At 38.7% G+C, this 25,937-nt stretch carries 27 protein-coding genes, 1 pseudogene and 1 riboswitch; of the genes and pseudogenes, 16 read left to right on the forward strand and 12 right to left on the reverse strand.

The window, feature by feature from the left end:
• Window positions 1–2: 2 nt before the first annotated feature.
• From J1899_RS08280 to J1899_RS08300, 5 genes are all read left to right on the forward strand, one after another.
• A complete protein-coding gene (locus J1899_RS08280; RefSeq protein WP_066447366.1) occupies window positions 3–704 on the forward strand; it encodes an exonuclease domain-containing protein in 702 nt (233 codons plus the stop codon).
• Between the two features lie 174 nt (window positions 705–878).
• Entirely contained in the window at window positions 879–1,808 is a 930-nt protein-coding gene (locus tag J1899_RS08285; RefSeq protein ID WP_214478385.1) for an ABC transporter ATP-binding protein, read from the forward strand.
• Window positions 1,783–2,526: an ABC transporter permease gene (locus J1899_RS08290; RefSeq protein ID WP_214478386.1), complete on the forward strand. Its 744-nt coding sequence runs from the start codon at window positions 1,783–1,785 to the stop codon at window positions 2,524–2,526. The genes J1899_RS08285 and J1899_RS08290 overlap by 26 nt, the downstream gene beginning before the upstream one ends.
• Window position 2,527: 1 nt before the next feature.
• Window positions 2,528–3,643, forward strand: a complete 1,116-nt coding sequence (locus J1899_RS08295) for a sensor histidine kinase (RefSeq protein WP_214478387.1) — start codon at window positions 2,528–2,530, stop codon at window positions 3,641–3,643.
• Between the two features lie 2 nt (window positions 3,644–3,645).
• On the forward strand, window positions 3,646–4,248 hold the full coding sequence (locus J1899_RS08300; RefSeq protein ID WP_066447354.1) for a response regulator transcription factor: 603 nt from the start codon (window positions 3,646–3,648) through the stop codon (window positions 4,246–4,248).
• Window positions 4,249–4,273: 25 nt separating this feature from the next.
• Here J1899_RS08300 and J1899_RS08305 read toward each other — a convergent pair whose 3' ends face one another.
• Complete coding sequence (locus tag J1899_RS08305) at window positions 4,274–4,510, reverse strand: helix-turn-helix domain-containing protein (RefSeq protein ID WP_066447352.1); 237 nt, start codon at window positions 4,508–4,510, stop codon at window positions 4,274–4,276.
• 175 nt (window positions 4,511–4,685) lie between these two features.
• A complete protein-coding gene (locus tag J1899_RS08310; RefSeq protein ID WP_066447349.1) occupies window positions 4,686–4,919 on the reverse strand; it encodes a hypothetical protein in 234 nt (77 codons plus the stop codon).
• A 183-nt stretch (window positions 4,920–5,102) separates the two neighbouring features.
• On the opposite strand from J1899_RS08310, the gene J1899_RS08315 reads away from it, so the two are divergent.
• Together J1899_RS08315 and J1899_RS08320 are read left to right on the forward strand one after the other, a co-directional pair.
• The gene (locus J1899_RS08315) at window positions 5,103–5,837 is read left to right on the forward strand and encodes a protein-glutamine gamma-glutamyltransferase (protein WP_066447347.1); all 735 of its coding nucleotides are present in this window, start codon (window positions 5,103–5,105) and stop codon (window positions 5,835–5,837) included.
• A 156-nt stretch (window positions 5,838–5,993) separates the two neighbouring features.
• Window positions 5,994–7,454, forward strand: a complete 1,461-nt coding sequence (locus J1899_RS08320; RefSeq protein ID WP_214478388.1) for a protein adenylyltransferase SelO — start codon at window positions 5,994–5,996, stop codon at window positions 7,452–7,454.
• Window positions 7,455–7,579: 125 nt separating this feature from the next.
• On the opposite strand, the gene J1899_RS08325 is transcribed toward J1899_RS08320, so the two are convergent.
• Together J1899_RS08325 and J1899_RS08330 are read right to left on the reverse strand one after the other, a co-directional pair.
• Window positions 7,580–8,374: a glycerophosphodiester phosphodiesterase gene (locus J1899_RS08325; protein WP_214478389.1), complete on the reverse strand. Its 795-nt coding sequence runs from the start codon at window positions 8,372–8,374 to the stop codon at window positions 7,580–7,582.
• A gap of 134 nt (window positions 8,375–8,508) precedes the next feature.
• On the reverse strand, window positions 8,509–8,808 hold the full coding sequence (locus tag J1899_RS08330) for a hypothetical protein (RefSeq protein ID WP_214478390.1): 300 nt from the start codon (window positions 8,806–8,808) through the stop codon (window positions 8,509–8,511).
• A 230-nt stretch (window positions 8,809–9,038) separates the two neighbouring features.
• Between J1899_RS08330 and J1899_RS08335 the strand changes: the two genes are divergently transcribed.
• Window positions 9,039–9,587 carry an NfeD family membrane protein gene (locus J1899_RS08335; RefSeq protein WP_214478391.1) on the forward strand — a complete coding sequence of 183 codons (549 nt, stop codon included), beginning with the start codon at window positions 9,039–9,041 and terminating at the stop codon, window positions 9,585–9,587.
• Window positions 9,587–11,134 (forward strand): flotillin lipid rafts scaffold protein FloT, encoded by a 1,548-nt coding sequence (floT, locus tag J1899_RS08340; RefSeq protein WP_214478794.1) that lies wholly within the window; start codon window positions 9,587–9,589, stop codon window positions 11,132–11,134. Before J1899_RS08335 ends, floT begins: the two co-directional genes overlap by 1 nt.
• Window positions 11,135–11,333: 199 nt before the next feature.
• Here the strand turns inward: floT and J1899_RS08345 are convergent, their stop codons facing one another.
• Both J1899_RS08345 and J1899_RS08350 read right to left on the reverse strand, forming a co-directional pair.
• On the reverse strand, window positions 11,334–12,179 hold the full coding sequence (locus J1899_RS08345; RefSeq protein ID WP_151571854.1) for an ABC transporter permease: 846 nt from the start codon (window positions 12,177–12,179) through the stop codon (window positions 11,334–11,336).
• Entirely contained in the window at window positions 12,179–13,462 is a 1,284-nt protein-coding gene (locus J1899_RS08350) for a quaternary amine ABC transporter ATP-binding protein (RefSeq protein ID WP_214478392.1), read from the reverse strand. Before J1899_RS08350 ends, J1899_RS08345 begins: the two co-directional genes overlap by 1 nt.
• Before the next feature lie 394 nt (window positions 13,463–13,856).
• Between J1899_RS08350 and J1899_RS08355 the strand changes: the two genes are divergently transcribed.
• The 3 genes and pseudogenes from J1899_RS08355 to J1899_RS22610 all read left to right on the forward strand — a co-directional run.
• On the forward strand, window positions 13,857–14,402 hold the full coding sequence (locus J1899_RS08355) for a GbsR/MarR family transcriptional regulator (protein ID WP_214478393.1): 546 nt from the start codon (window positions 13,857–13,859) through the stop codon (window positions 14,400–14,402).
• A gap of 169 nt (window positions 14,403–14,571) precedes the next feature.
• A complete protein-coding gene (locus J1899_RS08360; RefSeq protein WP_080846924.1) occupies window positions 14,572–14,679 on the forward strand; it encodes a YjcZ family sporulation protein in 108 nt (35 codons plus the stop codon).
• A 112-nt stretch (window positions 14,680–14,791) separates the two neighbouring features.
• Window positions 14,792–14,875: pseudogene (locus J1899_RS22610) on the forward strand (YjcZ family sporulation protein); the annotation flags it as partial.
• A 112-nt stretch (window positions 14,876–14,987) separates the two neighbouring features.
• Here the strand turns inward: J1899_RS22610 and J1899_RS08370 are convergent.
• A complete protein-coding gene (locus tag J1899_RS08370; RefSeq protein WP_214478394.1) occupies window positions 14,988–19,343 on the reverse strand; it encodes a S8 family peptidase in 4,356 nt (1,451 codons plus the stop codon).
• A gap of 668 nt (window positions 19,344–20,011) precedes the next feature.
• Here J1899_RS08370 and J1899_RS08375 point away from each other — a divergent pair.
• Both J1899_RS08375 and J1899_RS08380 read left to right on the forward strand, forming a co-directional pair.
• Entirely contained in the window at window positions 20,012–20,551 is a 540-nt protein-coding gene (locus tag J1899_RS08375) for an RNA polymerase sigma factor (RefSeq protein ID WP_066447308.1), read from the forward strand.
• The gene (locus J1899_RS08380; protein ID WP_214478395.1) at window positions 20,526–21,122 is read left to right on the forward strand and encodes a hypothetical protein; all 597 of its coding nucleotides are present in this window, start codon (window positions 20,526–20,528) and stop codon (window positions 21,120–21,122) included. The genes J1899_RS08375 and J1899_RS08380 overlap by 26 nt, the downstream gene beginning before the upstream one ends.
• Before the next feature lie 108 nt (window positions 21,123–21,230).
• On the opposite strand, the gene J1899_RS08385 is transcribed toward J1899_RS08380, so the two are convergent.
• The 5 genes from J1899_RS08385 to J1899_RS08405 form a co-directional block, all read right to left on the reverse strand.
• Window positions 21,231–21,455: a hypothetical protein gene (locus J1899_RS08385; protein WP_214478396.1), complete on the reverse strand. Its 225-nt coding sequence runs from the start codon at window positions 21,453–21,455 to the stop codon at window positions 21,231–21,233.
• 107 nt (window positions 21,456–21,562) lie between these two features.
• Window positions 21,563–22,309: an ABC transporter ATP-binding protein gene (locus J1899_RS08390; RefSeq protein WP_066447300.1), complete on the reverse strand. Its 747-nt coding sequence runs from the start codon at window positions 22,307–22,309 to the stop codon at window positions 21,563–21,565.
• Complete coding sequence (locus J1899_RS08395) at window positions 22,306–23,073, reverse strand: ABC transporter permease (RefSeq protein ID WP_214478397.1); 768 nt, start codon at window positions 23,071–23,073, stop codon at window positions 22,306–22,308. Before J1899_RS08395 ends, J1899_RS08390 begins: the two co-directional genes overlap by 4 nt.
• Window positions 23,070–23,363 carry a thiamine-binding protein gene (locus tag J1899_RS08400; RefSeq protein WP_066447294.1) on the reverse strand — a complete coding sequence of 98 codons (294 nt, stop codon included), beginning with the start codon at window positions 23,361–23,363 and terminating at the stop codon, window positions 23,070–23,072. Before J1899_RS08400 ends, J1899_RS08395 begins: the two co-directional genes overlap by 4 nt.
• Before the next feature lie 12 nt (window positions 23,364–23,375).
• Window positions 23,376–24,371: an ABC transporter substrate-binding protein gene (locus J1899_RS08405; RefSeq protein ID WP_214478398.1), complete on the reverse strand. Its 996-nt coding sequence runs from the start codon at window positions 24,369–24,371 to the stop codon at window positions 23,376–23,378.
• Window positions 24,372–24,503: 132 nt separating this feature from the next.
• A riboswitch (TPP riboswitch) is annotated at window positions 24,504–24,610 on the reverse strand.
• A 263-nt stretch (window positions 24,611–24,873) separates the two neighbouring features.
• Between J1899_RS08405 and J1899_RS08410 the strand changes: the two genes are divergently transcribed.
• A complete protein-coding gene (locus tag J1899_RS08410) occupies window positions 24,874–25,479 on the forward strand; it encodes a cell wall hydrolase (RefSeq protein ID WP_214478399.1) in 606 nt (201 codons plus the stop codon).
• Between the two features lie 167 nt (window positions 25,480–25,646).
• Window positions 25,647–25,844 (forward strand): twin-arginine translocase TatA/TatE family subunit, encoded by a 198-nt coding sequence (locus tag J1899_RS08415; protein WP_214478400.1) that lies wholly within the window; start codon window positions 25,647–25,649, stop codon window positions 25,842–25,844.
• Window positions 25,845–25,937 lie beyond the last annotated feature (93 nt).

Below are 25,937 nucleotides of genomic sequence, written 5' to 3' on the forward strand. Positions count from 1 at the left end.
AAATGGCGAATGAACCATGGAGAATGATTAGGAATCTTTTTGGAGGCCTATCTAAAGAGAATTCACAGCATCTCGCATATATAAGGCAGCTGCAGCGGGAGATTGCTGCTAATGATATCATGAACATGCCGCTCAGAAGGTTAAATGCGGTCGTTTTTGATATTGAAACAACTGGATTTTACCCTGACAAGGGAGATCAAATTCTTTCAATTGGAGCAGTGAAAATACAAAATGGGGAACTTTTAGAAAATGAGTCCTTTTACACGCTAATTCATTCGTCTAAAACGCTATCAGAAGAAATCGTTTTGTTAACTGGAATCAAACAAGAACACCTAGCAGATGCTCCTAAAATTTCGGATGCTTTAATGCTTTTTTTTAAGTATGTTAAAGATTTGCCGCTTATTGCTCATCATAGCAGTCACGAGAAAAAATTTATGCAGCAGGTATGCTGGGCGAATTTCAAAACCCCATTTAGGCATCGTTTGTTTGATACATCATTTCTATATCGGCTTGTGGAACAAGAAGAAAGCTCCATTAAGCTGGAAGATTGCTGTAAACGGCATGGAATTGAGGTATATAATCGCCATCACGCTCTTGGGGATGCCATACTAACCGCCAAGCTGTGGTTAAAATATTGCCAAGACGTTGAAACATTAGGCTGTCAAAATATGAATGATGTTTATGAAATGCTCGCAAAAAAATGAAATCGTATGTGATGCTCCCTACAGACTGTTGGGGGTTTTTTTATATGAAAAATAAATTGCAATAAAACTTTGTCAATAGATCATGACAATTGTCATCTCAAATAAATGACAATATCCACTAATGGCATTCATAGCATTGTTGTAGGATGAAGTTGACAATGGAGGTGTGAAAAAATGGAGACAATTATTACATTAAATGGAGTTACCAAAAAGTTTAAAGAGATGAAGGCTGTTGATGATGTTACTTTGACGATACAAAAGGGAGAAATAGTTGCCATTTTAGGTCCGAATGGTGCCGGGAAAACGACAACTATTATGATGATGCTTGGATTGCTTCAGCCGAGCAGCGGAACGGTCACTTTATTTGGATCCCCGCCGAAAGAAAAAAAGGTAAGAGAGAGAATTGGCACAATGCTTCAAGAGGTGAGCGTCATTGATGCTTTAACAGTGCGTGAAATTCTGCAGCTATTCAGGAGCTATTACCCTAAATCTCTATCCATTCATGAACTGGTTACTCTAACTGGATTGAATGAGGAGGATATGAAAAAAAGAGCAGATAAGCTCTCAGGAGGTCAGAAGAGAAGATTATCATTTGCTCTAGCGCTAGCTGGGGACCCTGATTTGCTCTTTTTTGATGAGCCCACTGTGGGCATGGATATCTCCAGCAGGCGCAAATTCTGGAATACGGTAAAGGAGCTCCAGAATAAAGGTAAAACAGTTGTATTCACAACTCATTATTTACAGGAAGCAGATGATGCTGCTGATCGAATTATCCTCTTTCAAAAAGGAAAGGTAATTGCAGATGGAACACCAGCACAAATAAAGTCAAAATTATCGAGGCAATCCGTTTCGTTTGTGCCAGGTCAAAATGCGCTCTCGTATGAAGAGTTAAGGTCCATTCCTGCTGTAACGGAAGTTTATCAAAAAGGTGACCGCTGCTATCTTGTTTCAGAAAATAGTGACATCGTGGTAGCTGAAATATTTAACAGAAAGCTTGATGTAAAGGACATACTGGTTGAGAGCGGCCGGCTGGATGAGGCTTTTGAACAGCTGACAGCACAGGAAGGAGCAGATGTCATTGAAAATGTTAATAACGCAGTGTAAAGTGGAGATTATTAGAATATTACGTAATCCTTATTATGTGTTTTGGTCGTTATTCATGCCTATTCTTTTTTACACACTCTTTACGAAAATATTTAATACTGGAATAGGCAACCAAGAGGAATGGCAGGCACATTATTTAATGTCGATGACTGTTTTCAGTGTGATGGGAACAAGTATCATGACATTGGGGATTCGGCTAGTTGAAGAAAGGGCTAAAGGATGGTCAATGTTTATGCGGATCACACCGTTATCTGACAGTGTCTATTTTATTTCTAAGATGGCGGGTCAGACTTTTATCCATGTTTTCTCCATCGTCATAATTTTTTTAGCTGGTGCAATTATAAATGGAGTTAAATTAAGTGCTGTTGAATGGATATCAAGCGGTTTATGGATTTTAGCTGCTTCTTTACCATTCCTTGCAATTGGAACTTTAATCGGCAATATGAAAAAAGTGGATACAGCATCAGGAATCAGTAATATTCTCTATCTTGGCTTTGCCATTACAGGCGGACTTTGGATGCCTATAGATATCCTCCCTGAATTCATTCAAAATATTACAACATATCTTCCTGCTTATAACTATGGAAATGGGGCATGGCTCCTTGTAAAAGGGGAACTTCCGGAATGGAGTAATGTCGTGATTCTAGCAGCATATTTGGCAGTTTTTATGATACTATCAATCTATATAAGGAAAAAACAAGAAGCGGCGGTGGGCTAAGATGTTAAAAAAGATAAGGGAGATTGAAATATTTCCAAAAAGATATGGTTATTTTCCATATGTCTTCCTTATCTATTTTATCATGCCATTTTATTATATTAGCACCGAACAAGGCTGGAAAATGTTTATTGGTTATCTTCTGCTGTTTATTTTTTTCATATCCTATCGACAGCTTTATTTTTTAATTGAGGGACATATATTTCATCAGTGGATCGTTGGCCAGCTGCTGATTATTCTTATATTATCAGTCTTTTATAATTTGAACTTTCTTTTCCTGGGATTTTTCACGGCTCATTTTATAGCTTGGTTTCCAGAGAAACGCACATTCTATTATGCATTGGGTGGTTTAACCATTACTCTTTTGTTTCCGATCCTGATGCATTTACCATATGTTCTATCAAATGGTTATTATATCTTGTTTATGTTTATTGTGATTATGATAGCCAGTCCATTTGGCATTCGTTCCATGTATCGAAAACTGGAATTAGAAAGAAAGCTGGAAGAGGCAAATGAGCGGATTGAAGTACTAGTCAAAAAAGAAGAACGGCTGAGAATTGCCAGAGACTTACACGATACGCTTGGACACACATTATCACTGATTACGTTAAAAGCCCAATTAGTTGGCAAGTTAACTGAAAAGGATGCACAAAAAGCAAGAGATGAAGCTTTAGAGATTGCCAAAACGTCAAGAATTGCCTTAATGCAAGTAAGAGAGCTTGTTTCCGAAATGAGAACAAAAACCCTTGCAGAAGAAATAATTGAAGCAGAGGCACTTTTACATGCAGCTGGCATCACGTATGAAGTAGAGGAAAGAACAGATGTAAATACAATTCCAATCGTTTTGCAAAGTATTCTTAGCATGTGTGTCCGCGAATCAGTAACAAATATCGTAAAGCATAGTCAAGCTAAAAAATGCATGCTGGATATCATGAAGGATGATGGGGGCTTGTTCTTAACCATCAGGGACGACGGCAGAGGTATGGTTGGAACGCCTTCAGATGGTAATGGATTAAAAGGGATGGCAGAACGTCTAAGCCTCATAGAAGGAAAACTGCAAGTGAAAAATGACAAAGGAACAACCGTTCAAATATATGTTCCAGTCGTTTCGGGGGGATAGAGATGATAAAAATAGTAATTGCTGAAGATCAGAGCATGTTAAGAGGTGCACTGGGGACATTGCTAGATTTTGAAGAGGACCTGCAAGTGATAGGTCAGGTTGAAAATGGAAGACAAGCATTAGAGCAGATTTATTCATTACATCCTGATGTTTGCTTATTGGATATTGAAATGCCTTATAAAAATGGTCTTGAAGTGGCAGAGACCTTAAATAAGGAAAATCATCCCTGTAAAATGATTATTTTAACTACGTTTGCCCGGCCAGGTTATTTAGAAAGAGCGTTAAACGCAAATGTTTCTGGCTATTTATTAAAGGATGGTTCAAGTGATGAATTAGCGGAAGCCATTCGCAATGTCATGAAAGGAAAAAAAGAGTATGCACCAGAGTTAATTTTTGGAGCCATGAGAAATGAAAATCCTCTAACACACAGGGAACAGGAAATATTAAGGTTGGCATCTGAAGGCAAAACAACAAAAGAAATTGCAGCAAGTCTTTTTCTATCAAACGGCACTGTCAGAAATTATATGTCAGAAATTATCAGCAAAATGCATGCTAAAAACAGAATTGAGGCCATTTCTAGCGCAGAAGAAAAGGGCTGGATTTAGTGATTTCTTCGTGGACTACCAGCCTTTACATAAATGGTGGAATTCCTTTGCTAAACTCTGAAATAAGGGAAGTGATCGACTGAAGCTGTTTATCATCTATGTCAAATGCCATTTTAATTTTATGTTCCAAGTCTTCGGTGACTCTTCTTTTGCCAACTTCTACTAAAGCGATTAGGGAAAAACTGCAGCTGACAATGCGTGCAAAGTCACGTTGCGTCATATTATAGCTTTGTCTAATAAATTTAATAACCTCTTTATTCACTATAAAACACCTCGTAATCTTAAAAACTTCTCTATCATTCTTAAAATTAGCACTTACTAGCTTCCTTGTCAAAGTTAATTCACTAGAAGTTATATCGATTTGCACGAAAAAAAAGCCAGTTTTAAGAACTGACTCCCAGTGCTGGATTTAATTGTTTTTACTGGAAATATTACTTCTAATCACCGCCGAATATTTTTTTCTTTTTAATCGTTTTAAAATCAGCTTCATATTTTTTCTGTGTTGAAGAACTGTCTTTTGTTTTTTCTCCTTCTTCTTCTTCTTTCACTTCTTCGTTTAAATCTTCGACAGGCAGCGGGTCGACATTTTTTTCTGATTCAAATTTATCAAAGAGGCTTTCTTTATCGGTTTTATATTGTTCAGGATGATCATATTTTTTGTGATTGTTCATGGTTACCTTCTCCCTCCATATTTTACTCTACCTTTACCCAAAATGAGAGCGTTTTAACATCTGAAGGAGTTATGCTAGATTCCATTCGAATTCTCATTTTCAGTGGAACCCTTCTTCCCTTAAACCCATAAATTATAAAAGTATTCATGTTTTTAGCAGCATGGCATAAAGGAGGGTACCCCGTTGTCTGTAATCATTAACTATGCCAGCAAGCCGGATATTAGCCAATTCCAGGGGATACAGCGTGAGATTGTTCTTGCTCTTGAAAACAGTCCGACTGTCCATCAATATCAAACACTTCATGAACTTTACTTTGAAATAACGCTAAGAGAGAATATTATCCAAGCTGCCAAGGATTTGCATAAGAGTGAAGTTCAATTTGCGCCGTTTCCAACCTCAAAATTTAATCCTGCCATTTGGAAAAAAATTAAATATGGCTACTTATTAAATCCAGCTGTTCTTCCATCAGATGCCATTATAGATGTTTATAAAAACAGCAGGGAGTATGCATTTGAATGTACGACTGCTATTGTCTTAATGTGCTATAAAGCGGTCTTATCTTCGATCGCAACAAGCCGATTTAATACTTTATTTCAGGGGCTGCTTGTATGGGACTGGAATTATGATCACGACTTAGGGATTGTAACAAAGGAAGGCAGAGATTATATCCCGGGGGATATAGTTTACTTTTATAATCCAGATTTCGATCACCCTGTCTGGACCGGTGAAAATTGCATTTATTTAGGCGGAGATTCGTTTTTCGGACATGGAATAGGCATGGAAAGTTCAAAGGGAATGATTGATGCCCTTAATACGTTAAGAAAAGAAGGAGCAACACAATCAGCTTATCTTCTTCCGCAGCATAGCCGTTTAGATGCAAAATATTTAGCACAATTTGCTCCTCATCCGCTCGCATAATAGCATTTATCCCCCTTCATTAGGACGGGGGATAAGCATCTTTCTCCAATATAAAAAAATTACATGATATGATGATGAAAATGCGGATAATTCCTTAAAGGAAGAGGAAAATGTAATACATACATGCAGAAAGATTAACAAAGGAAGGTGATTGATATGAAAGATAAGTACGGATGGAATTTTGATAACAGTTATGTAAACTTACCGCCTATCTTTTATAAAAAGATGGATGCAAATCCTGTATCTGATCCAAAAGTAGTGATATTTAATAAACCATTAGCAGATTCCCTGCAGCTGGATTCCGATTTATTGGAAAAAGAGGATGGGGCGGAAATCTTAGCAGGAAGCCGCTTTCCAGAGAACGCCGAACCGCTTGCCCAGGCATATGCTGGTCATCAATTTGCCCATTTTAATATGCTTGGAGATGGAAGAGCCTTATTAATGGGTGAACAAGTAACAGAAGAACAGCGCTTAGATATTCAATTAAAGGGCTCAGGCAGAACACCATTTTCAAGAGGTGGAGATGGCAGGGCGGCGCTAGGTCCGATGCTTAGAGAATATATTATTAGTGAGGCAATGTACGCTCTTCAAATCCCAACAACAAGAAGTCTGGCTGTTACTTTAACAGGTGATAATATTCAGCGGGAAAGGCTCCTGCCAGGTGCGGTTTTAACAAGAGTAGCTTCTAGCCATTTGCGTGTCGGTACGTTCCAATATGCGGCTGCATTTGGGAATAAGGAGGATCTGCAGGCTTTAGCATCATATGCTATTGATCGGCATTATCCAAGTGTGAAAAACAGTTCAAACCCTAATCTGTCCTTTTTGGAAGAAGTCATAAAACGACAGGCAGAGCTTGTTGCCAATTGGCAATTAGTTGGATTTATTCATGGTGTAATGAATACGGATAACATGGCGATTAGCGGAGAAACCATTGATTATGGGCCATGTGCATTTATGGATGAATATGACCCTTCGACTGTATTTAGTTCAATCGATCGAGAAGGCCGATACGCATATGGTAATCAGCCATATATGGCAGCTTGGAATCTGGCTCGTTTTGCTGAATCACTTCTGCCAATACTTGATGATCATGAGGAAAAGGCGCTTGAACTTGCACAAGAGGCAATTTCGGGATTTTCTGCTGCATTTGAAATGAAATGGCTTGAAGGAATGAGAAAAAAATTAGGTTTATTTCATGATGAAAAAGAAGATGCGGACCTGATTAAAGAGTTATTGGAAATTATGGATAGACATCATGCTGATTTTACCAATACCTTTCTGGCACTTACGTTTCATCTTCATAATGAAAATCAGTTATTTAATGAAATAGATTTTATGAATTGGCATGAAAAGTGGCAGAACCGGTTAAGCAGACAAGCTAATAGCGAAGAAGAAGTCCTGGAACTCATGAAAAAACATAACCCATCTGTAATTCCGAGAAACCATCTAGTTGAAGAAGCGCTTGAAGCTGCAGAGGAAAGTGGGGATTATGAAGTTATGACTGAACTGCTGCAAGCTCTCTCACAGCCATATTCACATGCAAGAGCAATACACCAGAAGTATAAAAATGCTCCAGCTGCTACAGATCAGCCATATGTTACCTATTGCGGGACTTGAGGATAAAGCATTTGGCTTATTAATATGTTTTCGAAAATCGTAAAGAATTGTAATTCTCAATTAAACAGAAATGACCTGCTTTAAAAGCGGGTTATTTTCTGCAATATGAGAGTATTTTTCATAATTTATTTAAACAGTTTTAAGTAATCTGTGGCAATTCCTTCAACTGAATATTGTCTAATCTGCTCGAGCTCTTTTTTTGTACGAACGGTCCAAATAAAGGTTTTTAAGTTATGAGCTGCAAGATAGGATAATAGTTTTTTATTGACTAAGGTCCATTTTAAATTCAGATATTCAGCATATCGGGCAATTTCCTCTGCTTCGTTTTTCTTAATCGGATAATTGACTAATACGCCAATCGGCAAACCAGGCAGAAGTGAAGCCATTTTTTTCATGGCAGCTTGTTCGAAAGATTGAATGATAATTTGATTCTTACCCCAGCTCTCCCAGTTATGTTTCTTAAGAATGGAAGCAACCATCTCTTCAATGCCTGGATTGGCTGAAGGTTTTTTTAGCTCGATCAGTAAACCAATTTTATTCCTATATAAGTTGAGCACTTCTTCAAAAGTAAGGATTTTTTCACCGGCGAATTCATTGGAATACCAAGAACCTGCATCGAGCTGACGGAGCTCTTTATAAGTATAATCAATGACCCTGCCTTTACCATTTGTTGTGCGATCCAGTTTTAAATCATGAATAACAACAATTTCTCCGTCTTTTGAAAGCTGTAGATCAAGTTCAATATAATCAGCATCCATTTCAACCGCCAAGTCAAAGGCTGCCTGAGTATTTTCCGGGCAATAACCAGATGCACCTCTATGGGCGATTGTTTTAAAAGGTGTTTCCATTTGTTTCTTGATGCCAATTGCAGACCTAAAATAAGCGGTCGTATGTGAAATAGCTCTTTTGAATAATTTCAAGACAGATCTCCTCATTTTTAAATTTTTCAAGTGGGTTAATTAAAACTGAAGTTGTCCCACATCATTTGCTGCCATCGTCATTAAAGCTTGGGTAACTGATTCCCAATTTAAGAGATATAAGGTTAATGTATTTTTCATTCCCAATTTTCATAGACAACAACCCCACCTGTTAAATCAAGTGTGCTGCGCTCTCCTTTATAAAGAAGCTTCCCGTTTTCCTCAACGATTAAATTCTCAAACGTATATATATTTTTTCCAGTTGGTAATGTAATGATAATTTTTTCACCCAAGTTCTCTTTTGGTGCCTCAATCACGATTTGACTTCTTGCGTAGTAATAAATACAGGCTGCAGCAGCTATACATAAAAAGAGCAGTGAGAGAATAATTAGCCAAAAAGGACTTTTTTTCTGTGTATATTTATCAGATCTAGCCATTCAATATATACCTCCATTATATTTCCAATTGCCATGAAATAAAATATGCAGGATAAGAAAGTTTGATGACTGAAGTTAGCACTAGAATAATCATTCAATACATTTGAAAAATTTGTATTATTTTGAAACCTCTTCCCTATTCATCCGTATTACAGGTAACAGGAAACAGGAAACAGAGAGGAGGAGAGAGGATATAACTTAATTAATTTGCTATAGACAGGGTGGTGTAGATGGAGATTTTTGGCCTTTCGCTTGAGACGATTTATCTTTATGCACTTATTATTTCAGGAAGCTTAATCATTTTATATGTTTTATTTGGTGACATGCTTGAAGGAGCTGGGGAGGCACTTGGGATATTGCATCCAGTTCTGATACTGGCCTTTATTACCTTTATGTCGGCATCTGGTTATTTATTTGAGTTGCTGACTTCCTTAAATAGCTTGTTCATAATGGTGATATCGGCTGTGATTGCCTTGGGGCTGGATACGCTTTTAAATGTATTTGTACTTATTCCATTGTCTTCTGCTGAAGAATCGCTCGCATATAGTGAGGATTCACTAAGAGGAAGAATTGCGACCGTATTAATATCCATACCCGAGGATGGCTACGGAGAAATTTTAATTGAAAGCTATAGCGGCAGAATTTCAAAGCCAGCTGCCTGCTTTCATAATGGTGTCATAAGAGAAGGCGAAAAAGTATTAGTAGTAGATATTAAAGATGGTGTACTTTTTGTAGTGCCGGAAAATAGAATAGGGATCGATAAGGGGGAACTAAAATGATGGATTATGCAATCTGGATTGTCATTGGAATTGTAGCGTTTTTATTAATTGCATTAATCGGTGTCTTTATTACGAAATACAGAACGGCTGGACCTGATGAAGCGCTGATCGTGACCGGAAGCTTTTTAGGAAGTAAGAATGTGCATGTTGATGAATCAGGAAATAAAATTAAGATTATCCGCGGAGGCGGTACATTTGTTCTTCCGGTATTCCAGCAAGCTGAACCATTAAGCTTGCTATCGAGCAAGCTTGAAGTATCAACTCCAGAAGTATATACAGAGCAAGGTGTTCCGGTTATGGCTGATGGAACAGCAATTATTAAAATTGGCGGATCCATCGGAGAAATTGCTACAGCTGCTGAACAATTCCTTGGCAAAGAGAAAGCAGACCGTGAAAATGAAGCAAGAGAAGTGCTGGAAGGTCACTTAAGATCTATTCTAGGTTCCATGACAGTGGAAGAAATATATAAAAATCGAGACAAGTTTTCTCAAGAAGTTCAGCGTGTTGCATCACAGGATCTTGCTAAAATGGGATTAATCATTGTTTCGTTTACGATCAAAGATGTACGTGATAAAAATGGTTATCTTGAGTCATTAGGTAAACCAAGGATTGCACAAGTAAAAAGAGATGCTGATATTGCTACATCAATCGCTGAAAAAGAAACAAGAATTCAGCAGGCTGAGGCTGATAAGGAAGCAAAGCGGGCAGAATTTCAGCGTGCAACTGAAATTGCTGAAGCAGAAAAAGAAAATCAAATGAAAATTGCAGAGTACCGAAGAGAGCAGGATATTGCCAAAGCCCGTGCTGACCAGGCATATGACCTTGAAACAGCGCGCTCGAAGCAGGAAGTTACTGAGCAGGAAATGCAAATTAAGATCATTGAGCGTCAAAAGCAAATTGAGTTAGAAGAAAAAGAGATCCAAAGAAGAGAGCGTCAATACGATTCAGAAGTTAAGAAAAAAGCAGATGCAGATCGTTATGCAGTTGAACAGGAGGCAGAAGCAAGTAAACGCAAGCAAATGGCAGATGCAGATGCACATCAATATAGAGTCGAAGCAGAAGCACGTGCTGAAGCTGAAAGAATTCGAGCTGACGGTTTGGCAAAAGCAGACTCTGAAAGAGCACAAGGGGAAACAGAAGCAGAAATTATCCGCCTAAAAGGTTTAGCCGAAGCAGAAGCGAAGCGCAAGATTGCCGAAGCATTCGATCAGTACGGCCAGGCAGCGGTTATGGATATGGTCTTAAAGATGCTTCCTGAATATGCGAAGGAGCTTGCCAGCCCATTATCCAATATTGATAAAATTACAGTTGTTGATACTGGCAGTGACAGCGCAAATGGGGGAGCAAATAAAGTTACAGGCTATGCAACAAATCTTATGTCTACTATGCAGGAAACGTTAAAAGCTTCTTCAGGCATTGACGTAAAGGAACTGCTGGAGAACTTTGCTGGAAAAGGCAACATTCGAAGCAGTATCGATCAGCTGACATATGAACTTAAGGATAAAGAAAACAAAGCAGGCGAATTAGTAGAAAGCAATCAAGAGTAATTTACATGTTAGCGGCGGCAAGAGATCATTTGCCTGCCGCTTTTTTATACTATCAGAAGTAATCAGAGCAGCAGCACAGGGGAAAAACAGCTGATTAAAGGCAAATGACAAGGTCTGGATTAAACACCAAAAATACCCCTAACATCTTAGAGTAATGTCTAACATGTTAGGGGTATTTGCATTGATTTATTTCTAACAATTATTTTTTCACTTTTTTTCTTTTTCCAATATTCTGCGTGATACGATCCAGAATGATGGCAATGATGACGATCGCTAAACCTGCTTCAAATCCTGTTCCAATTTGAATCTGGGTTACAGCACGATAAACCTCTGCGCCAAGTCCTGGGGCACCGACCATTGACGCGATAACGACCATGGACAAGGCAAGCATAATACTTTGATTGATACCAGCCATAATCGTTGGCATTGCAAGCGGCAGCTGTACCTTCATAAGACGCTGTCCTGTTGTTGAACCAAAGCTTTCGGTCGCTTCAATTATGTCCGCTGGAACTTGCTGAATACCTAATATGGTAAGTCTGATTGTAGGAGGTACTGCAAAGATGACAGATGAAACAACACCAGGGACAACTCCAATGCTAAAGAAAAAGATGGCAGGGATGAGATAAACAAAGGCTGGCATTGTTTGCATGAAATCGAGCATTGGGGTAATGATTTGTTTGACAGTTTTCTTTTGAGATGCCCAAATGCCTACTGGTAATCCAATAATAACTGTAATGAATACCGAAGTTAATACTAATGCCAGAGTTTCAAGCATGGGTTCCCAATAACCGAGGTTTTCAATTAAGAATAGTCCGATCAGTGTAAACAAGGCAATACTTTTCCCAGCCAGCCACCAAGCCAGCGCTGTTACTAAAATAATCAATATAATAGATGGGATCAGTTCTAAACCTGCTAACAAGCCATCAACAATTCCTTCTAGCCCGACAGTAATTCCATCAAAAATAAATTCAAACGTAACCGTTAACCAGTCAACAAATGCATCAATCCAATCTCCAAGCGGGAGTTTTGGCAGCAAACCTTCCATTATAACCCCTCCTTGAAGTTACTTGTCTGTTCTTCTAAACTCTCATTCTTTTTTAACAGAGCATCGCCATCGGTATTATGTAGATAGTTTATGGCTTCATTATTTCCAGCAAGTGCTCCAATGACTGCTCCTCTAACTAAAATCCCCTTTAAACGACCATTAACATCAACAACTGCTACTGGTATACTTGCTTGGGACACTTGCTCGAATAAGTCTGTTAAAAGGGTATCTTCTGCCACGGTTTGAACATCTCGTTTAATGATCTCCTGGAGTGTTTTCCCTGACGTAATCGCTTCTTGGGCATCATCAGCTGTTAATGCACCAAGGAGTGTTTTCTTTTTATCGACTGCGTATATACTGGAAATTCCTAATTTTTTCATCATTTCAATTGCAACACGCGGCCCTTTGTCAATTTGTACGGTTTCAGCCCGTTTCATTACATGACTTGCTGTTAGTATCTTTGAAAGGTCAACGTCTTCTACGAATCTTTCAACATATTGATTGGAAGGATTTATTAATATTTCTTCTGGTGTCCCAATCTGGACAACAGCTCCGTCCTTCATCAGTGCGATGCGGTCTCCGATTCTTAATGCTTCATCCAAATCATGTGTAATAAAGACAATGGTTTTTGACATCGAGGATTGCAGCTCAAGCAATTCATCTTGCATATCTTTTCTTATTAATGGGTCAAGTGCACTGAAAGCTTCATCCATTAATAAGATATCCGTGTCATTTGCAAGTGCCCGAGCCAAACCTACACGCTGCTGCATACCGCCGCTAAGCTGACTGGGATATTGCTTTTCATAACCATCTAATCCTACTAACTTTAATGCATCAATCGCTTTTTCTTTTCTGGTATTTTCATTGATTCCTTGAATTTCTAATCCATATTCAACGTTTTCAAGGACAGTGCGGTGAGGGAGAAGTGCGAATTTTTGGAAAACCATACTTATTTTTTTCCTTCTGACTTCTCTTAATTCATCTTTCTTCATTTTCGTGATGTCTTTTCCATCAATCAGCACTTCGCCAATTGTTGGATCAATCAGTCTGTTTAATGTGCGGACTAAAGTGGATTTTCCGCTTCCTGACAAACCCATGATCACGAAGATTTCACCAGCATAAATATCAAAAGCAGCCTGATTTACCCCGATTGTTGCACCGGTTTGTTTAAGAATATCTGTTTTGTTTGCGCCATTATTTAATAGCTGAATGGCCTTTTTTGTGTTTTTTCCGAATATTTTCGATACATTTCGGATACTTATCTTTGCATTTTCTTCATTCATGTTTTCACCCCGTTCTTTTCTCCTGTGTCATAAGACCTTTTAATTGTAGAATGAATGCAATACTCATGGCAAACTGCATATTCTGCTGTATACATGCATAAAGTTTGTACAGAAAAAACTGTATGCACTGTATTGAGTATATGCTTATAAATCCTCTAAATTACTCCCCAATGCTAAATATGTCCCATCTTTACTTTTATTTATAAAATGATAATCTATATTAAGAATGTTTGAATGTTAGAAATAACTCTATAAAAATTGTAAGAAATCGCAGCTGATACACTCCTGCTGAAGAATGTTTTCAGCTGCAGGTCTATTATTGAAAGGGATTTAACCTAAAATAGGCGAACTCGAAGATGGATCTCATTAAGTTAGGTAATGGATGTGAATAAATATGAATGAAAAAGAACAGCTTACTGCTGCTCGTGAACGTGTTATAGAAACAATTGCAAAAAATATGAATTTATATGGAATAAGTGATTCAATTGGCAGGCTTTATGGGCTAATGTATTTTCAGAATCAGCCAATGACTTTAGATGAAATGAAGGAAGAGCTTGGCATGAGCAAGACCAGTATGAGCACGTCCGTAAGAAGCTTAATGGAATTGAAAATGGTTGAAAAGGTATGGCGCAAAGGAGAAAGAAAGGACTTATACAAAGCAGAAGGTGATTGGCACCAGACATTTGTTGATCAGTTTTCAATTAGATGGAGACCAAGTATCACTATGAGCATTACTACGATGGAAAAGTCTAAAAGAGAACTGGAAAGTATTGTTAATGACGTTGATACTGATGAAAAAGTTAGGCTGGAGGCATTAGAGGATATAGAAAAGTTAACTGCAGCTCTTGACTACTATGATTGGTTAAATCGGCTGGTAACCAGTTTTGAATCAGGAGAAATTTTTAACTATATAAAAAAAGAAAACCCAAATAAAGAGTAAGCACCCTTTTTAGGCAGTGCTTACTCTTTTTTTTGAGCTGGAAAAAAGCATCATAATAAGGTTTTAGAAGGGTGAATAGTTAATTTCACCAAAAATGTGTATTCGTCTAGCGCACAATTTCTCTAAAATGAATAGGATATATGGAAACAAACAAAGGAGGTAATTGACTATGTCAGAAGGCTGCGGATACAACGGAGGTTTTGCTCTGCTAGTTGTATTGTTTATTTTATTAATTATCATTGGAGCTTCTTGGGGCTACGGCGGATACGGCTACTAATATTAAACATTAATGCTTAACAAGAATTATATACAAAAAAAGGGAGGACTTTAATATGTATGGTTATGGCGGATATGGCTATGGCGGCTGCGGTTACGGCGGTGGATATGGCGGCGGATACAGCGGAGGTTTCGCATTAATCGTTGTTTTATTCATCCTATTGATCATCGTAGGAGCTGCTTGCTTTAACTTCTAATTGAGGCAAAGGTATTGCGGGTTTACCTTGTTTCTTATATGCAAAAAAGCATGCCAAGTATGAATAGGCATGCTTTTTTGCTGCTAATTACAAGAAACACTTAGGAAAAGATTTATTTCTTCTTGCCTTTTGACTTAATTTTAGAGTTAATCCAAAGTTTTCCATCTGCTACTTCACGGCTTTCATTGCCATAATCATCAGTAATTTTCACTTCAATTTCTGCTCCAGGTGCTTTTACATTTGAAGTTGCCGTGTAATAGCCTACATAATGACCATCAGATGTTTCCATCATAGGCAATTCTGTAGCATTTGAAAGTTGAGCTCCAGCGTTCGTTAAAGGCATTCTGATGCTGAAGGTAGCATCTAGTCCAGGTTCACTTTCAAATTCAATTTTTACAGATTCGCCTTTCTTTAGTTCAAGATTTTCTGCCGGCACAAGATTCTCAATTACCGGTGCAGTATACTTCGCATCAACTGTGACATTCTTTCTGATGCGGTTGCCTGCTTTGTCTTGCGCAATGACCTTAATGTCATTTTCTCCTTCTTCAAGAAGAAGTCTTAGGGAGAATTGGCCATCCTCAACTTTTGCCTTTTTGCCATTTACTTTAACCCAGTCAAGGTGATCATCAGATACTGTACCTTCTACTGTCACCGTTTCTTTATTTGTTTTTGAGTCATTTTCAGGGCTTGTAATAACCAGTTCTGGCTTTGTATCATCAAAAATGATGGTTACAGGCTGGGAAGCATCTGTAGCACCAGTTTCTGTTGTTACTTTCGCCGTAAACGTGTTTTCACCTTGTGTTAAAGGCACTTCAGCAGAGAACGTTCCTTCACTTGTAGATTCAGTTTGAGCTGCTTCTTCATCACCATTGAAAATGGCAACTGTCACATTTGGAGCGGTAGTACCTTCAATGACAGCCGTATTATTCTTTGTGAACGAACCATCAGCAGGTGAAGTAATAACAGGAGCTGTTAGTTCATAGCTGACAACAGAACGAATCATGTAATTTCCTTCCTCAGCAGGAACAGGTGACCATGCTCCGTCAACGAATTGCCAGCTTCTTTCAGCATTTGGACCATTTTCATCCGTTCCGAGGCCAGGTGAGGCAGTATTTATATTGCTTTGGATATAGACTAAATAAAAGTCGCCATCTACTGTAATGCCATGTTCCGTTAAGTCAACATGTGTCCATTCTCCATTACGCAATGCGGTTGCATCAAATGGACCGGCGAGTTTTGTGCCAGGAGCACCATCTGTGCCGTCTGCATCATACACTTCTACTTGGAAGTCAGTTCCACCAGGGACTGGCCATTCTGTATCCCAGAAACGGAATAAGCCTCCAGTTACCATTGCTTGATCATGTCCTTCAGCTAAAGACATTTTCACAGCCCAGCCGTTACCAGGATCATAAAATGCACGTGCATTTTCAGCTGTACCGTCATCATATCCAATTTCACCTTCAAAGCCGATAAAAGGTTTTAACTGAATATTTTGCTCTACATCTCCTGAAACATTTACGGAAATTTCCTGACTATAGAAGGAAGGAGCCATTACTCTTAACGTATATTCACCTTCATAAGCAGTTAGGCTATATTGTCCATCCTCATCCGTTGTAACAGGTGAGACTGCACCATCTTCAACTAACAGCAGGGTTGCATTTGCAACAGGATCACCAGTTGCTTCATTTGTAACAGTACCGGAAACGGTTCCTTGTGCAAGTTCTTCTAGAACAAAGTCAGCTGTTGTCTCACCATCTTGTTCAATGACAACAGTCTGTGTTGCCGACTGATAGCCATATGCTTCTGCAAGAACCGTATATTCACCGGCTGCATGTGAAAAAGAATAGGAGCCATCTGCTGGATTTGTTGTTACAGAGCGGCCAGACTCTAAAACACTTACTTTGGCGCTGATCGGAAGAAGAACTGGAGCTGCGTCTTTACCGCCTTTTTCTTGGTCATATTCTTTGCTGAAAGCAGGCAGAATTTTATTTGGATCAATCTTCTTATCTTTTAGAGCAACACTGCTGCCGCTAGGGCTCGTTGTATTTCTATTTACACCAAGACTGATTTTAGATGCAGATTCTAAAGGTGCAGATGAAAGAGCTACATCATCAATATACCAGCCTTCACGTGGAACAGAACCATCTGAAGTAACGTTAAATGCGATATATACCCGCTGTCCTGCATATTCGCTTAAATCAACCTCTCCATCAGTCCAAGAAGCTGTTACATCATTGACACGAAGAGCCTGTGTCCAATTTTCCATATCTGTTGAAACAAATACATGACCATAATCATAATTACGCTCAAGATTATGCCATTGCTTAAATTGCAGATAAGTATTGCCTTCTGGCAGGTCAACTGGCGGCATCAGCAATGTCATATTTGCATTGTTTTCATAGTTGCCGGCTAATGAAGTAGCATAGACATTTTCACCTGATGAAGCACTTCCAGGACCCGAATCAGGAGCCCCCCATTCCCAGCTATTCCCTTCACCGTATGATGTCCAGCCAGTAGGAGCTGATTCGAAATCCTGGCTATAGCCTGTTGTAATTCCTGGAACAACGGAGACTTCAAATGTGTCTGAATCAACACCATTTCCGCCGAAGTCTGTTGCATTCCATTTATAAGACACAGATGGCTCGGCAATTGCTTCTCCTGGAATGACAGCTTCATACGTTCCGTTCTGATAATCTCCTGAAACGCGTTCAGCTTGGATCGTGCTGTAGCTGCCGTCTTCTGTTAAGTATTGAAGTTCAATCTGCGAAATGCTGACATTATCAGATGCTTGCAGCTGTAATGCTAAATCCATTCCCGCAAAAGTTTCTTCAGGTGCAGTATGTTCAATTATTGGTGCTTCTTCATCGTTACCTTCTTTTGCTACATGACCTTTTAAAGTGCCTAGTCCAGTCATGACAGATGAAACGGCATCAAAAGCATTAACAAGCCCATAACCAAAGCCGTTGTTTGGAACTTCTGTATATGTGCCATTCGTTAATGGTGTAGCAGTTGTTATGAGGATTTCTTCTATTTCATCAACGGTTAGACTTGCATCCACTTGGCGCAGGAGAGCAACAACTGCAGAGACATGCGGTCCCGCCATTGATGTGCCGTTCCAGCCGCCTTCATAACCGCCGCCAGGTACAGAAGAACGAATATTTACGCCTGGAGCAGAAATATCAGGTTTAATTTCATCATATGGAGAAGGACCTAATAGAGAAAAACTGCCTAATCCATTGTTGATGTCTGTTGCACCAGTCGCAAAGGATTCAGGATAGTTCGCTGGTGTAGCGACAGAACCAGGTCCGCCTGGATTGAATAATGTTGTATTACCTGCTGAGAATTCTGGGAATATTTCTGCTGCACGCCAAGCTTGAACCATTGGCAAGTACCATTCATCAAGACCAGGGCCACCTCCCCAAGAATTGTTAACAACGTCTGGTGCGTATTCAGGGTGTGGATTTCCTTCCGCATCCTTTGGTGCCAAAATCCATTCAGCTGCTGCCAGCAGGTCAGCATCTGTGCCGCCATCAGCTGTAAAGGCTTTAACAGCGATCCATTTTGCACCAGGAGCTACACCAACCTGGTTGCTTCCATCAGGTTCTGCTCCAACCATTGTTCCTGTGACATGTGTTCCATGTCCATCATCATCATATGGAGTTGTCTGTCCAGCTGTTGCGTCAAACCAGTTAAATTCATGTGAAGCCTGGTTTGGATTAGCAGGATCAAATCCGCGATATTGATCTTTTAAAGCAGGGTGATTCCATTCAACACCAGTGTCGATAGAGGCAACGACAGTACCAGCACCGTCGACTCCCATTTCCCATACAGCAGGTGCTCCAACACGATCAATATTCCACTCTGTTGCATTTGTCTCTGCATCTTTTGCTGGCTGTACCTGAAGAGATGCTTTTTGCTTTTCTTTTGCTGGCTTATAAAGCTGTCTTGTTTCGTTTGGCAGGATTTTTTCGATCTCAGGGAATTTAGCCAGTTCTTCTAATACATCTTTAGTTGCAGTAACCGCCATTGCATTGACGATATAATAAGATTGTACATTCTTGGCTTTTCCAAGTTCTTCTTGCTTATGAAGAAAGTCTGTTACGGAACCTTGTGTTTCAATTGCAGTCGATCTTAGAGAGGATAAAACAGCCGATCTTTTCATATAAGTTGCTTTTGCAGGAGATGCATTTTGACTGACAGCATTCTTTCCAGCTTTTACAGCTGCAGCTGCAGGATCTGCCTGTTCTTTGAATTTCAGTAAAAATGTTACTTGTTCGTCTTCTTTACTGAATTGCTTTAATAAGGAGCTGCTGATTTTCTTTTGTACAGATTCTACGGCTGCCTTTCTAAATGAAGTGTGAGGTGACCCATTCCCCTCAGCAAAAATGCTGGTTGGAAGCATAAGGGGAAGAATCAGAATAGCTGTAAGTAAAATACTTAACCACCGAAAACCTCTTTTTTTCTTCAAATTATTTTCCCTCCTGTAAATACTTATTTACGGCAGCAAACTCATTTCACCCCTTTCTTGTACCTGCAATTGCCGATACAAAGACTTTATCGAAAAAAAACCGCATAAGTTGTCAGAATATATCGAATTATAAAACGATAAATACAAAATGAGACAATGGGAACAGCTGTATGTGTTGGCAGCGGGACTTAATAAACAACCTTTTTACAAATTAATAGACATTCATGCCCAGAAATAGCAAAAAATCATCTGGGAAGCTTCTACAATATGGAAAAAATGAGAAAAAGGGAGAATAGGGTATAAAAAATGAAACAGCAGGCAGGAAGGAAGAAACAGGAGAGAGGTTGGTAGGTCGATCAGCACTAGTGTTTAGAAAGTAAGAAAAGTTAAGCCGATCTTCCTGATATTTTTGCTGAATAAGTTATTGCCAGATTGAAAATAAAAAGGTTACACTTCGTTCGTACTATTATTGACGAATCCTATTAAAACAAGGCAAACGTATTAAGTGGCTAAGGTATTGCAGGAAAAAAGATACAATAGCATGGAAAAATGTAAAAAATAGGTGGATTTTCATAACGATCATTGGTAATGTAGTAGTATCTTGTTGAGTATTCATAATATTATGTTTATTTTTACAGGAACCATAACAGAAACGGGGAGGCTTCCATTTGGTTAATTCAGTTTCTGATTCAGCATTCGAACAAATTTATGATGAATACAGTGATAAAATTTATAGCTATATTTTCCTTCTCGTACATGAAAAAGGAGCTGCGGAGGATCTCACACAAGATACTTTTATCAGAGCGTACAAATACATGCATCAATTTAACGGAGAATCACATATTTTCACATGGCTGATTAAAATTTCACGTCATATTGCGATAGATTACCTGAGAAAGAAAAACCGATTTTTATTTATCCCAATTGAACATTTTCAGTTTGGGTCTCAAGGTGAAACCCCTCAGGAGATCGTTTTAAAAGGCGAAAAAATTGAAGTCTTATACACAGCGATAAAAAAACTGAAGCTTAGCTATCAGGAAGTGTTAATACTGAGGAAAATCAAAGAGTTTTCCATTAAAGATACAGCATCCATTTTGAATTGGAGTGAAAATAAAGTAAAAATCACAACATCACGGGCATTGGCATCTTTAAAAAAGGAGCTGGAGAAAAAGGGGGAGCGTTATGAGGAAGTCTTCTCAAATGGATGAACCTTTTAACGAATTAAATAAGATCTATAGATCAAATAGACAAAAACAGCAAACCCGCCACCGCATCTTTCATGCTATTGAGCACAGCAGGAAAAAGAAACGCCATATTGTCCCAAGATTTTTAACCGCTATTTTTGCCATTTCAGCTTGTTTTCTGTTCAGTTATATTATGATTTTTGCCGATGATATTTTGGAAGATAAGGTTGCTGTCGGAACATTAAAAGCTGAGAATATTGAATATATTGTTGTTTCGCCGTCGTTATCTGACTCTGCGTTTTCGGCCATTGAATATTCGTATACAAAGGGGCAATCCATTATACAGGATCCTTCCTATTCTATGATTGTGACTGAAATGATCAACCATGCTAAGGAGGAAGAGTATGTACCTGTATCGGCTGCAAAGTTTGATATTATGCTTGTGTTTTCAGAAAATAAGCAGCTGAAAATAAAGTTGTGGGAGGAAAAAGAACAATATTTTATTAAAACACTGGGGAGCGAGCAAGTGTATAGACTGGAAGGGGACGAAGGGAAAGCGTTTATAAATATGGTTAGAATGATTGTTCCTGATTGATTTCTATATGGCTGATCAAAATTGATTTTATGCTCTTAATAAAGACTGACATTTTTGATCACAGAAAAACGCTTAGCAGATTAAGGCTAAGCGTTTATGTATAGAGGTTTAAAACTCCAGACAGATGGGGCTCCAATAACCATCAATACAGCGTTTTCCATAAGGAATTCCATTACCGCCAAAGTACTCGTATTCTGTACAGTACCAGCACATTCTTTCTGCATCAGGCTTTATTACGCCGGGTCCTTCAGCGTCCTTTGTGAGATTCTCTGCTTGTATCGTTGGTGTGAAGGCGAATAGAATTAAAAGCAAACATAGTAATCTTTTTTTCATCTATATTCCTCCCATCTGATAGGTATACTAATAGATTAAATCTACCTTCCAAATTAAGGAATAGGAAGAAGTGTTTATTTTATACTGGGTGAAATTTCCTGTTTTTATTAGGATTGCTTATTTTCTTCTTGTAATAATTTGTGCAGCTTCTGTCTAAAGTGAATAAATTCTTCAGATAATGGCAATTGTTCATTTCGAGGACGGGAAAAAGGAACAATCACTTCTTCTTTTATTTTGGCAGGACGGTGAGATAAAATAACAATTCGATCTGATAAAAGAATTGCTTCTTCAATATTATGGGTAACAAAAAGGATGGTCGGTTTATGCTTTTCCCATATTTGCAAAAGCCATTGCTGCATATCAGATCGTGTCAGCTCGTCCAATGCAGAAAAAGGCTCATCTAAAAGCATTAATTCCTGCGGGCTTAAAAGTGCACGAATAAAAGCTGCTCTTTGTTTCATTCCTCCCGATAACTCATGAGGATATGCGTTTAAATACTCTCCGAGACCAGCTACTTTCAGCATTTCCTTTGCACGGCTTTCATCTGTTTTTCCTTGAAGCTCCTGACCTAAGAGCGTGTTATCTAAAATGCTTCTCCAAGGCAGCAGTGATGGAGATTGTGGCATATAGCTGATTTTCCCCGTTATTCCGTTAATCTTTTCTTCGTTTAAAGCAATTGTTCCTTCATCAGGAGTCAGCAATCCGCCAATCATATGAAACAGCGTGCTTTTTCCGCTGCCGGAAGGCCCTAGGATCGAGACAAATTCACTTTTTTTTATATGCAATTCCAGTCCATCTAAAACATGATTAGAACCAAAACGCTTTGATAGATTTGTTAAAGATAGTACGGTCATTTTGCTTTATCCTCCTTCCATTTCCAGCGAACCATCAGCTTTTCAACAAGTTTAATGAGTAAGAAGAATAAAAGACTGAGGATCATAATGGCAAAGATGGCAACAAACACTCGATCAGAGCGGAAGGAAGAAGACGCTAATGTCATGTAAACACCAACTCCCATTCTGGCACCAACCCATTCTGAAATCACTGCACCCATTACACTATAAGTTGCCGAGATCTTAATTCCGGAAAAGATGCCCGGTAAAGCGGCAGGCAGTTCTAACTTCCAAAAAAGCTGCTGTTTAGTTGCTCCAGCCATTTTCATATAATGCTTTAAGTCTGCAGGTGTTTGTTTAAACCCATCGAGTGCAGCAACCGTAATAGGAAAAAAGCAGACAAGCGTAATGACAATGACTTTCGGCAGAATTCCAAAACCGAACCAGATGACCAAAAGCGGGGCAAGAACTATAACTGGCACGTTTTGCGACAGAATGAGAAGCGGATAAACTGATTCTCTAACAAAAGGAAGCATGTGCAGACAAAAGGCAGCGGCAAGCCCAACAGCTGCACCAATCGCAAAGCCATATAGTGATAAACTGGTCGTCGAAAGCAGGTGAGGTGCAAACTGAGACCAGCCGTTATATGCTTCCTGAAAAATCAGGCTTGGTGCAGGGACTAGCCAGGATGGTGCTTCAATAAACCTGACAATCCCTTCCCATAATAAGAATAAAAGGAGGAGAACAAGTATTGGTCTCCATCCTTTCTTTAAAGCAGTATTCATCCTTTATATTTCTCCGTTAACGTATCCATTGTAATGCCATCTGGCTGGAATAGTATTTTGATTTGAGAGATAACATTGGAACTGCCAATCTCAATCATTTTTTCGTTCATTTTCTTAATAACCGCAAAAATTTGATCCAGATCACCTTCCATAGTGGTTTCAAGAGGGTGTACCTCATATTTGATGCCAGAAGCATCAATAATGGCAATCGCCTCGTCAACGTACGGAATGACATTTTCCCCATTTTTAGTTTTTGGAATTATTTGTATGCTTACTAAAGAATTAGCCAAGATTTTCTCCCCCTATTTTGGTAAGTATTCGTTCGTAAATGCTTTTTCTGCATCCAGTTCGCCATCGAGCAATCCATTTTCAAACATCCAATTACCGTAGTTTTCCCATACTTCTAGTTTTTGTGCTCCCCATTGATCTGCATCATCTTGATAACGCGGTGCCAGCCATTCCTGACTTTTCTTAACCAGTTCAGGATCCAGGTCTGGAACTGCTTCTATTAGAATGTCAGCAGCTTCCGCTGGATTTTCAATTACATATTCATACCCTTTTGAAGCTCCTTCTAAAAATGCTTCAATCATTTCAGGATTAGAGCTGATCATATCCTCGTTAGTAGCAAGAACAGGTGTATAATAATCAAGATTTTCCGAATAATCGGTAGGGTAGATCATATTTAAATCTATACCGCGTAATTCTGCTTCAATCCCAGTCCAGCCGTAAAAGATCCAAGAAAAATCAACATCTCTTTCAACTGAAGTAAAGAAATCTGCACTGCCAATATTTAAGATCGTAACATCATCGGCACTTGCATTCTCAGATCTCATTAGAGATTCAAGGATTTGCTCTTCAACTGGAGATCCAAAGCCTCCGTATGTTTTTCCTGCAAAATCTTTAGGAGTTTCAATATTTTTTTCTACAGGAGAAGCAAAGCCTGACGTATTATGCTGAATGACAGCTGCAATCGAAACAAGCGGTACACCCTGAACTCTTGCTTGTGTAATACTTTCCTGGTAACTGACTCCAAAATCTGCTTTGCCCGAAGCAATCAATTGATCTGCACCAGCATCACCAGGCAAAATAATGTCGACATCAAGTCCTGCTTCTTCAAAATAGCCATTTTCAACGGCTGCATAAAGTCCAGTATGATTTGTATTTGGAGTCCAATCCAAAACAACCGTCACTTCTTCAAGTTCTTCCGCCTCATTGGTGCTGTTGTTTTCCGTATCTTCGTTATTTCCGCAAGCCGTTAAAACCATTAATAACGATGCAGTTAACATCCATTTTTTCATAATATCCTCCTCATTGTGAAGATCATTCCGTGAAGATCTCAGTTAATGTCATATGAGTAGTATGGAACAATTCCCTTATAAACATAAAACCCCTGGCTGCTGCAGCCAGGGGACATAATAAATAAGCATAATATTGCTTTACATTATGTTCCCTACGCTGGTATCAGCCAGATCAGGTTCAAAGGGTTATCATTATATAATGAAATCTCAACCGCAGAGCGGTTCCCCTACATAAAACGATATGAAATTATATTCAAAAGTCTCAGTCTTTACATACTTGTAAAGTATTTGTTTAAAAATGGTTAGCGTTCCACATTACGTCTTCATTATAGCAAAAAAATAAGAAATTTCTAGTAAAAAGCTTTTAATGTTTTAGCAAGAAGAATGACGGAACAAGATTTTACCAGATTAACCATGGAAAAGATTAAGTTTGTCCCGTTCTTGAACAATGTGTTACAGTAGTTTCTGTTGTTCCGAGACTATAATGAATGGAGGAGAACGAATGAAAAAATTTGTTCTAAGCATGATTGCCGCTATTGTCATGGTCTCATTCCAATATACATTTACTGAACCAAAGAAAATAAATGCTGAAACGCTGGATTCTGTTACGATTTACAATGTTAAGGATCAGGAAACATTATATGATGTGGCACTGAAATTCTCCGTATCAGAGCTGGAATTAAAAGAAGTTAATCATTTGTCAGCAGAAGCTATTCATTCTGAAGATAAATTAATTATTCCTAATACAATATCCAAGAAAGAGAAAGACTTGCTTGCCAGGCTTGTTCATGCTGAAGCAAAAGGTGAACCTTATAAAGGAAAGGTTGCAGTGGCTCAAGTTGTTTTAAATCGAGTAGAAGATGAGCGTTTTCCTGATAGCGTTAAGCAAGTGATTTATGAAAAGAGACAGTTTCAGCCTGTCGACAATGGAAGTATCAATAAACCAGCTGATAAAGAGGCAAAAAAGGCAGTAAATGAGGCAATAGCTTTAGAGGGACAAGGAAATAATGAAGCTGTTTATTTCTTTAATCCGGATTTGACGAATAGCACCTGGTTAAGAGCTCAAACCGTTACAGGTGAAATTGGAAAACACCGTTTTGCTAAGTAACATGGCAGAAGCTATGTTGCTTTTTTATTTTTAAGGGGATCTGGAATCAAAAGAAGCTTCAGGAGTTTGCCTGCCATTGACAAAGGTGTTTTTGAGACTGGAGTATTACTGGGTTACTTGAATTTCTGTTTATCTTCGTCTATGATGCAAGTAAAGGAGTTGTTGTTATGTTATCAAATATAGGTATTCCAGGTTTAATTCTTATATTAGTATTAGCACTTATTATCTTTGGTCCTAAAAAATTGCCGGAAATTGGCCGTGCTTTTGGACAAACTCTAAAAGAGTTTAAAAACTCTGCAAGAGATTTAACGCGTGATGAAGATGAACCTAAAGACAAACCAAAGAATTCTTTAAGTAAAGATTAAGTTTAGTTTAGAGAATTTAAATTAATATAAGCACAGATATACAGGCTCAGATCATTCGTGATTTGAGCCTTTTCATTTCCCGAAATGTAAGTC

The organism is Cytobacillus gottheilii, assembly GCF_018582665.1.
Taxonomy (GTDB): Bacteria; Bacillota; Bacilli; order Bacillales; family Cytobacillaceae; genus Cytobacillus; species Cytobacillus gottheilii.